The sequence below is a fragment of the Apibacter sp. ESL0404 genome (genome assembly GCF_019469245.1).
Taxonomy (GTDB): Bacteria; Bacteroidota; Bacteroidia; order Flavobacteriales; family Weeksellaceae; genus Apibacter.
The window spans coordinates 1,983,318-1,996,249 of sequence record NZ_CP048267.1 but is presented as its reverse complement, the minus strand read 5'-3'; the positions used below and the strand labels follow the sequence as shown (position 1 = coordinate 1,996,249).

The window sequence follows — 12,932 nt, the reverse complement described above, 5'->3', positions numbered from 1 at the left end:
TATAAAATTAAGTTTTAAGTTCATTGTTGTAAATGAACCAAATAATCAACAATAACTTGAACCGAATCAGGTTTACTAAAAACATATTCGCGAGCCCTTTCACCCATTCTATACCTTTTATTTGTATCTGTAAGTAATTCAACGAGTTCTTCATTAAATTCATTTTGATTGTGAATTACTTTTGCTCCTCCACACTGGATTAATTCTACGGCTTCGATAAATTTATCATAAATGGGTCCGAATAAAACTGGAGAAGCAAAAACGGCCGGCTCCAATACGTTGTGTACCCCTTCTTTACCAAATGCACCTCCCACATAAGAAATATCGGCATAGGAATAAACTTTCGTCAATATACCAACCGTATCTAAAATTAGGACTTGATAGTCTGCAGGATGGGTGTGACTTAATTCTGAAAATAATACCGTTTTAGGTAATAACTCCGCTTTTAATTTCTGAAAATATTCATGATTCATATTATGTGGAGCTATAAGTATCTTACAATTCATAAAGAAAGAAGAATTAATAAAGTTTTTTAACAGCGTATCATCTTCTTTCCATGTACTTCCTGCAACAATTAAGGTGTTGGTTCCTTTAAACAAAGACAACCAGCTTAAGTGGTTATTCTGTTTACTTAACATTTTAACTCTGTCAAAACGTGTATCCCCTGAAACCGTTACTTGTTGAATGCCGATGGATTTCAATAATTTTTTTGAATTTTCATCCTGTACAAAAAAATGAGTTACTTTCTTTAAAATCGATACAAACCATTTTCCGTTAGGCTTAAAATATATCTGGTCTTGACGAAAAATACTTGAGATAAATAAAGTAGGTATTTTTTTTGCCGCAAGAGCTTGCAATATATGATACCAAAAATCATATTTTACAAAAATAGCATAGTTTGGATGTAAGAGTTCAATTAACTGATTGGCATTTGATGGAGTATCTAAGGGAATGTAAAATATAAGATCGGCTATGCAATTATTTTTAACCACTTCATATCCGGAAGGAGAAAAAAAACTAAGAGCAAATTTATGTTTTGAAAATTTTTTCTTTAAAGCAGTTAACACAGGAAGTCCTTGTTCATATTCACCAAGAGATGATGCATGCATCCAAATCACTTGATCCGTTGGTGAAATTTTATTTTGTATTTCCGTGAAGACATGAGCCCTTCCTTGTACCCAAAGTCTTGCTTTAGGATGAAATAAAGAAGCAATCTTCATTCCTGCTCCCATGAGTTTAATGCCGAAAGAATATAAAAATGAATTCAAAATTTATCTGTTACTGTTATTTAAAAATTTAACTTTTTTCAAGACACTAGTTTAAAAAGAATTGCCTTAATTCAATTAAGGCAATTTTTATTCATATTTGAGTTGAAAAATAAATTAATATTTGAAAATAGTACAAATATCTGTTCAATAAAAAGTACTATAGATTAGTTAGTAAGCTCTTGCAAATAAGACTCTTCTTTTGGAAGGATTCCCTGAATATATACATACTCCCTCTTCCTCTTTATCATCTAAAGGGATGCAACGAATGGTTGCTTTCGTTTCAGCTTTTATTTTTTCTTCCACTTCTAACGAACCATCCCAATGAGCAGAAATAAATCCGCCTTTTTCGTCCAATACTTTTTTAAATTCTTCGTAAGAATTTACTTCGGTAATTAAAGAATCTCTGTGTGATTTTGCTTTATTGAAAATATTTTGTTGAATTTCTTTCAATAAATCTTGAATATGTTCAGCTAAACCATCTACAGAATGTTGATGCTTTTCTAAAGTATCTCTTCGAGCTATTTCAACTTGTTTATTTTCAAGATCCTTAGGGCCAATGGTAACCCGAACCGGTACGCCTTTTAACTCATATTCATTAAATTTCCAACCCGGTTTATATTCAGTTCTATCATCAAATTTAACACTAATTCCCAACTTTTTAAGTTGAGAGATAAGTATATCTGCTAATTCAGAAATTGCATTTAATTGTTCTTCATTTCTATGAATAGGTACAATAACTACTTGGATTGGAGCTATATTGGGAGGAAGTACTAATCCATGGTCATCGGAATGAGACATGATTAAAGCTCCGATTAGACGTGTAGATACTCCCCAAGAGGTAGCCCAAACATATTCTTGTTTACCCTCTTTTGATTGATATTTCACATCAAATGCTTTGGCAAAATTCTGACCTAAAAAATGAGAAGTTCCGGCTTGTAACGCTTTACCATCTTGCATCATAGCTTCAATACAATAAGTTTCTTCAGCACCTGCAAATCTTTCCGCAGGAGATTTTACCCCTTGAATTACAGGAATACCCATAAAGTTTTCAACAAAATCGGTATAAACATTTAACATTTTTTCAGCTTCTTCAATAGCCTCTTCTTTGGATACATGGGCGGTATGTCCTTCTTGCCATAAAAATTCAGCAGTTCTTAAAAACAATCGAGTTCTCATTTCCCAACGAACTACATTAGCCCATTGATTAATTAAAATAGGTAAATCCCTATGAGATTTAATCCAGTTTTTATAAGTATTCCAAATTATGGTTTCAGAAGTTGGCCGAACAATCAATTCTTCCTCCAATTTGGCATCCGGGTCAACAATCACTCCCTTTCCGTCAGGAGAATTTTTTAATCGATAATGAGTAACCACAGCACATTCTTTGGCAAAACCTTCCACATGATCCGATTCTTTAGACAGATAAGATTTAGGAATAAACAAAGGAAAATAGGCATTTTCATGTCCGGTATCTTTAAACATCTGATCCAATTGACGTTGCATTTTTTCCCAAATAGCATATCCATAAGGTTTTATAACCATACATCCTCTAACCCCGGAATTTTCAGCCATATCGGCTTTTATTACCAGTTCGTTATACCATTTACTGTAATCTTCTTCTCTTGATGTAAGTGTTGCCATAATGCTTTTCTACTGTTTTTAAACTTTTCTGTAATTATAACTGTCATAATTCTTAAGATACTTTGTCACATTACTATTGCAGCAAAATAGGTATTTCTTAATTGGTACGACTTTTGCGAATTTAAAATGATTCAAGAACAAAATTATAATAAATATATAAACTACTAAAAAAATATCATGAAGAATATCAGTTGTAATTTAGGACGAGTTTTCATGAAAGTTGGTACTCTCTTATGGGTGTCGGTTTTTTTAACATCATGTTATGTCGGCCAATCTTCATATGCCGGTGAGGATAGTGTATATTATTCAAATAAGACTCGAAAAAATAATAAACAAAAGTCTTATGATTACGTATATGATGAGGGTACAAGCTCATCCAATTCATATTCAGACAGTCAAGTAAGAATAGGTAAAAAATATATTGATCCAACTTCTAATGCCAGTGATTTATTATACGATGATGATTATAACAAAAGTGATGCTTCTTCCAATACTGTCAATCGCTACAGTGATGATATCAATCAATCCTATTCCAATAATTATAACAGAGACGGTTGGGGAGATGATGGCGGAACTGTAGTTAATAATTATTATTACGGAGGTTACAGTCCTTATTATTCCTATTATTGGGGCGCCCCATATTGGGGATGGAGAAGTTATTGGAGCCCCTATTATGGATGGAATTGGGGCGTTTCAGTAGGCTGGGGCTGGGGATGGTCCGGTTGGGGATGGGATTATCCTTCATATTGGGGTCCATCTTGGGGTTGGAATTATCCGGGTTATTGGAGACCTCATCACCATTATTGGGATAATGGTTGGTGTTGTTCAAGATATTATGCCAATTACGGATCAAGGTCTTCCTATTTGAATAGTTCAAGAGGAAACTCATACATTTCAAGATCTTACGGAACGTCTCGTTCTAGACAAATACAAGACATTCAAAGACAAAATAGTAGAAATACCATCATTTCGGGAAGCCGAAGCAATGGGATAAGTAATTCAAGAATCAATAGAGGTTCTACATCCACTATTTCAAGAAACAATGAAAGTGGAAGAAACGGTTCAATTATAGGCGGTTCAAGAGCTAATGCCGCAGTTGTTACTCCCGAAAATTCAAGAAACAATTCCGGGGCTGTAATTGGAGGCTCAAGAAATAATACGATAACTAATTCAGAAGGATCAAGATCCACAGGCGTAATTAGAGGCTCCAGAAATAGTGTAGGTACATTGGAAGGATCAAGAAATCAAGTGGGGATTGGAAATTCCGGAACCGGAAGAGAATCATCCAATTCAGGTACAATAAGAGGATCTAGAAACAGTACAGGAATTATGGGAGGATCCAGAAATTACGAATCAGGTTCTTCTAGAATATCTTCACCAAACTATCAAACCCCAAGTTCAAGCAGTCGCGAAAGTTCTCGCGGATCTATAATTGGAGGAGGTAATCGAGGCTTTGGAGGTGGTTCCATAAGTAGTGGCAGCCGTGGCGGCTTTGGAGGAGGCTCCCTAGGTGGTGGTCGCGGTGGCGTTATAGGTGGTAGAAGATAATATATAATAATAAAACTCAAATTATGAAAAAGAAGTTATTATACGGTTTTATCCTTTCATCCATGGTTTTGATAGGTAAATCACAAACCAATAGATTTTATCCCAATGATGTATCCGATGCTTTTACTATTTTTGGTGATAATTCCAATAATACAACAGGTACTGCCAGATATATCGGTATGGGGGGATCTATGGGAGCTTTAGGAGGTGATCTTAGTGCCGTAGAAACAAACCCTGCCGGTTTAGGTATTTTTAGAAATTCCGTAGCCAATATTTCAATGAGTATTTTGTCCAACAAAAATAAAGCTACTATGGGCAACGGAGTAAATTCCAATACCGATACCAATTTTAATGTTCCCGGTGCCGGAGTTGCATTGGCTTTAGGTGATGAAGCAGATGTATTTAAAGTAAACGTTGGAGTAAACTTTTCTTATCAAAGAGTAGATAACGACGTAAATTTTTCCAGAAATACCAAATTAAATTATTTATATCCTAATAAAGATAATGTAGATCAACTTTATGAAATGGTCAATTATGATCAGTATACCAATGGATATAAATCAAAAATGAAATTTAGTTTGGCAACCAATTACATGGATAGATTATATTTCGGTATTGGATTAGATTGGCATTATTTAAATATTGATCGCAATTCTGAATATGGTCATAGAAACACAGTAGATGGGGAATATATGAAATTCAATGAACAATTAACGCCTTATAGTCAAGAAGCCAACGGTTTCGGATTAAATGTGGGGGTAATCGGTAAAATTACACCTGAGATTCGTTTAGGGGCTGCCTATCATTCTCCTATTTGGTGGTCTGATATGGATGATTACCGATGGATATATGGATACGATGATAAAGGACAATTCGTAGAAGATTATGTTTATTATGATCATTATAAAAATGTATCTCCCGGAAAATTGGTATTAAGTGGCGCTTTTGCTTCCAATATCGTGGATGATGATAATTCCTTAGCCTTTAATTTTGATTTTATTAATTACTTTAATAAAGACATGGAATTTAAAGGAGATGTTGACTATAGGTTAAATAATAATTTTGTTAATGACTACGTAAGAAATTCCCAAGAATACCGCGCAGGTATTGAGTACAGGTTTAGAGAACTTAAATTACGCGCCGGTTACGCTTATGCTTCTTCTCCTGTAAAAAGTAATTCTATATCAGGAATATGGGATACAAACAGTGATCCTGTATTTGTGAAAAATTACTTGGCAGGTGAAAAAAATAAATTGTCTTTTGGAGCCGGATATGATATTGGTCAATTTTTTGTGGACCTAGGATATCAATATATTAAAACAGATTATCGCACGACCCTTTCCGGTGACTTTTATACGGTAGGTGGATCCAATCTTGCAATAAGTTTAGATAAACCGTATTTAGGAAAAGTTAATAATATCCAAAATAATTTTGTATTAACTTTGGGTATGAGGTTTTAAAAATATATTCACAATAAAAAATCCTAACTTCTGTTAGGATTTTTTTTATTTATTTTTGAGTAAATCTCTGATTTCAGTTAATAATTCTTCTTGAGAAGGCGGTTTAGGTGTGTTATCTTGTTCTTTTTTCTCTTCGTCTTTCTTATTAAGCCTATTGATCACTTTTATCATCATAAATAAACAAAAAGCAATAATTAAAAATGATAGACAAGTGGATAAAAAGTTACCATATTTAATAGCTGTTCCCGGAATGGTTAATTTAGCCAAATCGGTCAAATCAGCCATCTTTAATGCAGGAGTGAGAACAAGAGGGGTGATAATATCTTCAACTAAAGATGTGATAATCTGGTTAAATGCGCCCCCGATAATTACACCGACAGCCATGTCAACCACATTTCCCCTTAGGGCAAATTCTTTAAATTCTTTTATTAAACTCATAAATAATAATTTTAATTATAATTGCAAAAATAAATTAAATTTCAAATTAACATAATATATGCTGATTTAGTTAGGTTTCAAATACTATTCCGAAATTTTCATTAAATAATAAAATACCGTCCCTTTTCTCCTGAGATTCGGGAACTGTAAATCCTTTTATTTTTGTTGTCTTACCTTTACCTATTAGATCGGATATTTGTTTTAAAGTTAATTTTTTGCCGAATATTTCAAAAGGTATAGTAAAACTACAATTTTTAAAATCGGAACAGCCGTAAGCAGATTTTCCTTTGATCAATTTATGAGTTTTACATTTTGGACAGAATAAATCTTCAACAGGTCGTAGGGTTCTGGTTTTCTTTTTAGATTTTTCGTTTATTTCAGTATTTTTTTTCTCTTGTATGGATATTCGTCTGTATTGACTGTTTTTAACTTCTTGGGTCAGGTCGGTTACCATTTCGATAAGTTCCTTTTTAAATAGATCGGAAGAATATTCCCCTTTTTCAATGAGTCTGAGTTTTTTTTCCCAGTGACCTGTAAGCTCCACGCTTTTTAAAATTTCGCTTTGTATCGTGTCGATCAGATCCATTCCCGTTGAGGTGGCATAAATATTTTTTCTTTTTTTCTCGATATACTTTCTGTGTAGTAAAGTTTCAATAATATTTGCTCTAGTAGAAGGACGTCCAATACCATTATCCTTCATTACTTCCCTCATTTCTTCATCATCTACTTGTTTACCGGCGGTTTCCATACTTCTTAATAAAGTAGCCTCGGTGAAATATTTAGGAGGTGTAGTTTTTCCTTGATGAATGAATGGATCGTGAGGACCGCTTTCTCCAACTTCAAAAACCGGAATTAAATTTTCCTCTTTTTCATTTTTTTTATCTTTTTCATAGATGATTCTCCATCCCGGTTCCAAAATTTGTTTACCGCTTGCTTTAAAGGGTACTTCACCAACTTTTGAAGTTACCAAAGTATTGGAAATTTTACATTCAGGATAAAATACAGCAATAAATCTTCGGGCAACAAGATCATAAATCTTTTTTTCATCAGTCGAGATACCTTCGGGTAAAATATCGGTAGGTATAATAGCATGATGATCCGTAACTTTAGTGTCATCGAAAACAGCTTTCGATTTTGGTATCGGATTTTCTAAAAGAGGAGCAATAAGATTTTCATAATATTTCATGCTTGAAAGAATTCCGTAGATCTTAGGATATAAGTCTTCCGAAAGATAAGTGGTATCAACCCGAGGATAGGTAACGAATTTCTTTTCATAGAGGCTTTGAATGTATTTTAAAGTATTATCAGCAGAATAACCGTACTTTTTGTTTGCCTCAACTTGTAGAGAAGTCAAATCAAATAAACGAGGATTCTTTTCTTTTCCCTCTTTCTTCTCGAAAGAAACTATTTCAAAAGGATATTTCTGTAAATATTCTAATCCTTTTTTAGCTCGGTCTTCGCTCTTCAATCGGTCGATATCAGCAATGAATTCCACATTCTTATATATGGTTTTTAATTCCCAGTATTCCTCAACAACAAAAGAATCAATTTCTTTTTGCCGTTGTACTATCATTGCCAACGTTGGCGTTTGAACTCTACCTATTGATAATAAGGTTTTATTTATGGCAAATTTTTTAGTAAAAAGTCGGGTAGCATTTATTCCCAAAAGCCAATCGCCGATTGCGCGGGCACTTCCGGCAGCATATAAATTTTCATATTGGGAAGATTCTTTAAGGTTTTCAAATCCCTCTTTTATAGACTGTTCTGTCAGAGATGATATCCATAATCGTTTTACGGGAACTTTACATTTTGCTTTAAGCAATACCCACCGTTGGATCAATTCACCTTCCTGTCCGGCATCCCCGCAATTGATTACCTCTTCACATTCAGCAACCAGGCTTTCTATTACTTTGAATTGTTTTTCCACCCCTTTGTTGGAAATAAGCTTAATCCCAAAATTAGACGGAATGATAGGAAGGTCTTCCAAATACCAATACTTCCAGTTCGGGTTATAATCATGAGGCTCTTTTAAGGTACACAAATGACCAAAAGTCCAGGTAACTTGATAACCGTTTCCCTGGTAAAATCCGTCTTTTCTCTCTTTTGCCCCTACAATTTGAGCAATATCTTTAGCGACGCTTGGTTTTTCAGCTATACATACAATCATTACTGATGGAAGGATTTTTCCTGCAAAATTGCAATTTTTTAAGTATACTAAGTAATTGATCTTTTAAAAAAGGTCGGATTAGCATTTGAATAATTTATGATTTGAAAACAATATTTGATATTAATTATAAAAATTATATTCAAAATTTTGTCCAAAGAACAGTTGAAACCGCATTAAATTTATAGTAAAATAAATAAAAGTTTAAAAGATGTTTTTAGCATTAATAGTTTAAATTTGTGAAATTATGCTTAATCCAGTAAGCATTTGTAGCATTGAATCATAATCAGAGAATTTTACAAATAAGTCTATATGTTAGAAGTTAAGAATCTATGTTTTTCATACATTAAAGATAAAAAAATTATTGAATCTCTTTCTTTCACTTTAAAGCAAGGAAATATGCTGGCACTAGTAGGAGAAAGTGGAAGCGGTAAAAGTACCATTTTAAAGTTAGTTTATGGTTTGTTGGAATGGGAGAGTGGAGAAGTTATATATAGAGGAAAAAAATTAGCAGGATTTAAAGGAAATTTAGTTCCCGGAGAACCTGAATTTAAATATTTGGAACAAGATTTCGGGCTTATGCCCTATGCAACCGTTGGCGAAAATGTGGGTAAATTTCTCTCTAATATAGATTTGAAAGAAAAGCAAAACAGAATTATGTTTTTGCTCGATTTAGTGGGCATGGCGGATTATGTAGATGAAAAACCTATCTCACTAAGCGGAGGACAGAAACAAAGAGTGGCATTGGCGAAAGCCTTAGCTCAAACTCCTTCAGTATTGTTATTAGACGAACCATTTTCTCAAGTCGATACTTTTAAGAAAAATATACTAAAAAGAGCTGTTTTTGATTTTGCTAAAGAAAATAATATTTCCATTATTTTAGCCACCCATGAAATAGAAGACGCTTTGGCATATGCAGATGAAATGATGATTGTTAAAGAAGGTAAAATTATACGACAAGGCAATCCTCATGATATATATCGAAATCCCGAAAATACCTATGTTGCCAATTTATTTGGTGAAAATAGCATTTTAAAAAGATCAGATTTTCCGAACCTGTTTGAAGATTTAGTAGAAGATGAAATTCTAATTTATCCACATCAATTTATAATTTCTCAATCGGGTATTCCTGTAAAAGTAATAAGAAGCTATTTTATGGGCAGTCATTATCTCGTGGAAAGTATTTCAAAATTTAAAAGATTTTGGTTTATTAGTGATGAATCATTACCGATTGGCAAAGGGTGTTTTTTACAATTTTATGAATATCAGAAATTATTGGATAATAAATTTAATTAACTAATAGTTTAAAATCTCATTATAGATTTACCAGATAATCGTTATTGCTTAGCCACTTAGTATAGTAGGTTGAATTTCCTATTAATTATACTTTAAAAATAATGATTCTAAAAGCAATATTGTTTTAAATACTCAGTAATAAGGATAAAAAAATAATAAAATGTATGAATTTTGTTGCAAAACGATGATATTTTTAGTTGTTGATTTTTTAAGTGCATTTAATAACAGTATATTTGTATAAATCAATTTAATATGAAAAGAATATTATTTACTTCTTCTTTCTCAATTCCGGATGATTATGAGCAGGAATATGAAATTGATTATATTCCTTTTATATATGTAGAAATCTATCCTTATTATGAATTTATTAAGCAAATTCCTTTAGATGTTGATTCGTTTATTGTAACCAGTAAAAATTCTGCAAAAGCGATCAAGGATATAGAACTGGAAGGTAAATTTTTTGTAGTAGGAAAAAGTACCGCAAAAGAATTATACGGACAGAACAGAGATATTGCATTTATAACCAATTATGCTGAAGATTTGTTGGAAAGAATGCTGGAAACAGATATAAAAAAATATGTTTTTTTTAAAGGAAATTTGTCGCTCACTATTTTACCGGACGCTTTACGTAAAAATGGAGTGGAAGTTGTTGGAATAGAATGTTATAAAACCCTTTTAACTCCTCATAAAATAGATAAGCAATATGATGCTATTGTTTTTACAAGTCCTTCTGCAGTAAGATCCTTTAGTTCCATGAATGAGATTCCGCAGGAAACTATTATATTTACAAGCGGTAAAACCACCGCTGAAACGGTTAGTACACTGGGAGAATACAAAATATATTATCCGGAAGATACAACAAAAGAATCCTTACTTGAACTAATAAAAAAGAAAATAAATGATTAAAAATACTTTATTTCTGGATGCTTTAAAAGGTAAACATGTCGAACGTCCACCGGTATGGATGATGCGTCAAGCTGGTAGATTTTTACCTGAATTTAGAGCTTTACGAGATAAGTATGATTTTTTTACCCGTTGTCAAACTCCTGAATTGGCAGCAGAAATAACTCTAATGCCTGTAAAAAGGTTTCCTATAGATGCGGCTATTTTATTTTCAGACATTTTAGTAGTTCCTCAAGCCATGGGATTGAATTTTGAAATGAAGGAATCCGTAGGCCCCTATTTGGAAAATCCTATCACTTCTGAATCTGATATTGATAGATTGCAAAATCCTCCGATTGAAGAAAGTTTAGGATATGTATTGGAAGCTATAACCCTTACTAAAAAACTTCTAGATAATCAAATTCCCTTAATCGGTTTTTCAGGAAGCCCATGGACGATTTTATGCTATGCAGTCGAAGGAAAAGGTTCTAAAACATTTGATAAAGCTAAATCGTTTTGCTTTAAAAATCCAAAACGGGCTCATGTATTACTGCAAAAAATTACAGATTATACCATCCGGTATTTATTAAAAAAAGTTGAATATGGTGTAGATGCCGTACAAATTTTTGATAGTTGGGGAGGCTTGCTATCTCCTAAAGATTATGATGAATTTTCATGGAACTATATAAATCAGATTATTGAATCTTTAGCGCCCAAAGTTCCGGTTATAGTGTTTGGAAAAGGCTGTTGGTATGCACTACAAACCATGTCCCGATCTAAGGCTTCTGCTTTAGGAGTAGATTGGACTATTACGCCTCAAAAAGCTAGAGAATTTACGGGCGGCGTAATTACATTACAAGGAAATTTTGATCCGGCTAAATTGCTGTCTTCTCCTGAAAAAATATATTCTGAAGCACAACAAATGATCCGTGATTTTGGTGTTCAACGATATATAGCCAATTTAGGTCATGGAATTTTACCAAATGTCCCTTTAGAAAATGCTGAGGTATTTATTAAGGCTATTGTGGAATTTAAAGAATAGCAATAAATCGATGAAATCTGTATGTTACTTAAATAATAATTAGTTTTTACATAACTTCATAGTTATATCTTTTAGAAAAAATATACCATCATCGAATAAAGATCAGCGGGATTGCATATATCCTAAAACGAAACGTTTTTTTACTTCAAATTGTATAGTTGGCAAATTGTAAATAATTCATACATAGCATTATATGGGCATGATATTTGTAAATTATTTAAATGCCTCTACATCTAAATTATCTGTCTGAGTAGATTTAAAGTTCTCAATTTTTACCCAAAATAACATTTTTAAATTTAATTTTATGAAGAAAATTTTATCAATTTTCGCTTTCGTTGTGCATGCAATTATTCTTTTTGGACAAGTAGGTATAGGTACAGAAACTCCGGACAGCTCTTCCATTTTAGACATAAAATCTTCTAATAAAGGTTTTTTACCTCCTCGAGTAAATATTACTTCTATAAAAGATACCGTTACAATTAAAAAACCTGCAAACGGTTTAATTATTTATGATCCGGATGGATTTACAGAAACAATTAATAACCAAGTTTATACTAGAGAAGCCGGAGTTTATATGTTTAATGGACATGAATGGCAACGCCTTTATTCCAGTAATAACAACAATAGTATTTCGCCTTCAGATGGTAAAAATTTAGTAGGTGTAAAAATAAGCATTAATCAATCGGGGTATGTTCCACTTTCAGGTACTCAATCGTACGGATTATTACTTCAAAATAATTCAGTCGCAGTAAATCCTCAATTTGTAAATGGTACTTGGCCCTCACCATCAAGTTCGCCGATAGATATTCTCAGTCCTAAAAATGGAGATTCAGGAACACTACTTTTTGAAAACAAACTGGCTGATCAAGCCAATTTTTTCCGTATTAATTTTGAATATCAAATTTTAAACAGACAACCGATTACTAATGGTATATTTTATGTCTCAATTGTATCCAATGCTACCGGAGAAACGGTTTATTCAGATGCAATTATTGTTCCCGCAGGAACTAATGTCGGCAGCAGTGTAAAATTTCAAATAGCTTTTCCTACACTTTCCGATTCAAATTCAATTAGTCAAGGATATAAGATTATGTTTCGAGCCGATACAGCTTTACCTATATTACCAAATAATCTTGGAGTTAAAATTATTGATATTTTAAGAATTAATTAATAAAAATAGTAGTTGTAAAAAA

General features: G+C 32.7%; 10 protein-coding genes. 6 read left to right on the top strand and 4 right to left on the bottom strand.

The window, feature by feature from the left end; all coding sequences use genetic code 11:
- Positions 1 to 20: 20 nt before the first annotated feature.
- Together GYM72_RS08505 and proS are read right to left on the bottom strand one after the other, a co-directional pair.
- Positions 21 to 1,268, bottom strand: a complete 1,248-nt coding sequence (locus tag GYM72_RS08505) for a 3-deoxy-D-manno-octulosonic acid transferase (RefSeq protein ID WP_255571493.1) — start codon at positions 1,266 to 1,268, stop codon at positions 21 to 23.
- A 168-nt stretch (positions 1,269 to 1,436) separates the two neighbouring features.
- On the bottom strand, positions 1,437 to 2,909 hold the full coding sequence (gene proS / locus GYM72_RS08500; protein ID WP_370626042.1) for a proline--tRNA ligase: 1,473 nt from the start codon (positions 2,907 to 2,909) through the stop codon (positions 1,437 to 1,439).
- 177 nt (positions 2,910 to 3,086) lie between these two features.
- On the opposite strand from proS, the gene GYM72_RS08495 reads away from it, so the two are divergent.
- Complete coding sequence (locus tag GYM72_RS08495; protein WP_166004712.1) at positions 3,087 to 4,457, top strand: hypothetical protein; 1,371 nt, start codon at positions 3,087 to 3,089, stop codon at positions 4,455 to 4,457.
- A 23-nt stretch (positions 4,458 to 4,480) separates the two neighbouring features.
- A complete protein-coding gene (locus GYM72_RS08490) occupies positions 4,481 to 5,917 on the top strand; it encodes an OmpP1/FadL family transporter (protein ID WP_220264093.1) in 1,437 nt (478 codons plus the stop codon).
- A gap of 45 nt (positions 5,918 to 5,962) precedes the next feature.
- Here GYM72_RS08490 and mscL read toward each other — a convergent pair whose 3' ends face one another.
- Together mscL and GYM72_RS08480 are read right to left on the bottom strand one after the other, a co-directional pair.
- Positions 5,963 to 6,355, bottom strand: coding sequence for a large-conductance mechanosensitive channel protein MscL (gene mscL, locus GYM72_RS08485; RefSeq protein WP_160541680.1), 393 nt, complete (start codon positions 6,353 to 6,355; stop codon positions 5,963 to 5,965).
- Positions 6,356 to 6,425: 70 nt separating this feature from the next.
- The gene (locus tag GYM72_RS08480) at positions 6,426 to 8,522 is read right to left on the bottom strand and encodes a type IA DNA topoisomerase (RefSeq protein ID WP_220264092.1); all 2,097 of its coding nucleotides are present in this window, start codon (positions 8,520 to 8,522) and stop codon (positions 6,426 to 6,428) included.
- A 309-nt stretch (positions 8,523 to 8,831) separates the two neighbouring features.
- On the opposite strand from GYM72_RS08480, the gene GYM72_RS08475 reads away from it, so the two are divergent.
- From GYM72_RS08475 to GYM72_RS08460, 4 genes are all read left to right on the top strand, one after another.
- Positions 8,832 to 9,815, top strand: coding sequence for an ABC transporter ATP-binding protein (locus GYM72_RS08475; RefSeq protein WP_220264091.1), 984 nt, complete (start codon positions 8,832 to 8,834; stop codon positions 9,813 to 9,815).
- A 252-nt stretch (positions 9,816 to 10,067) separates the two neighbouring features.
- The gene (locus tag GYM72_RS08470; protein WP_160541683.1) at positions 10,068 to 10,721 is read left to right on the top strand and encodes a uroporphyrinogen-III synthase; all 654 of its coding nucleotides are present in this window, start codon (positions 10,068 to 10,070) and stop codon (positions 10,719 to 10,721) included.
- Positions 10,714 to 11,739, top strand: coding sequence for a uroporphyrinogen decarboxylase (gene hemE, locus GYM72_RS08465; protein ID WP_220264090.1), 1,026 nt, complete (start codon positions 10,714 to 10,716; stop codon positions 11,737 to 11,739). Before GYM72_RS08470 ends, hemE begins: the two co-directional genes overlap by 8 nt.
- A 304-nt stretch (positions 11,740 to 12,043) precedes the next feature.
- The gene (locus tag GYM72_RS08460) at positions 12,044 to 12,910 is read left to right on the top strand and encodes a hypothetical protein (protein WP_160556917.1); all 867 of its coding nucleotides are present in this window, start codon (positions 12,044 to 12,046) and stop codon (positions 12,908 to 12,910) included.
- Positions 12,911 to 12,932 lie beyond the last annotated feature (22 nt).

Excerpts from the sequence above, each read along its gene's own strand:
- GYM72_RS08490 (WP_220264093.1), top strand. The coding sequence starts at position 4,481 with ATGAAAAAGAAGTTATTATACGGTTTTATCCTTTCATCCATGGTTTTG.
- GYM72_RS08480 (WP_220264092.1), bottom strand. The coding sequence starts at position 8,522 with ATGATTGTATGTATAGCTGAAAAACCAAGCGTCGCTAAAGATATTGCT.
- hemE (WP_220264090.1), top strand. The coding sequence starts at position 10,714 with ATGATTAAAAATACTTTATTTCTGGATGCTTTAAAAGGTAAACATGTC.
- mscL (WP_160541680.1), bottom strand. The coding sequence starts at position 6,355 with ATGAGTTTAATAAAAGAATTTAAAGAATTTGCCCTAAGGGGAAATGTG.
- GYM72_RS08460 (WP_160556917.1), top strand. The coding sequence starts at position 12,044 with ATGAAGAAAATTTTATCAATTTTCGCTTTCGTTGTGCATGCAATTATT.
- GYM72_RS08470 (WP_160541683.1), top strand. The coding sequence starts at position 10,068 with ATGAAAAGAATATTATTTACTTCTTCTTTCTCAATTCCGGATGATTAT.
- proS (WP_370626042.1), bottom strand. The coding sequence starts at position 2,909 with ATGGCAACACTTACATCAAGAGAAGAAGATTACAGTAAATGGTATAAC.
- GYM72_RS08495 (WP_166004712.1), top strand. The coding sequence starts at position 3,087 with ATGAAGAATATCAGTTGTAATTTAGGACGAGTTTTCATGAAAGTTGGT.
- GYM72_RS08475 (WP_220264091.1), top strand. The coding sequence starts at position 8,832 with ATGTTAGAAGTTAAGAATCTATGTTTTTCATACATTAAAGATAAAAAA.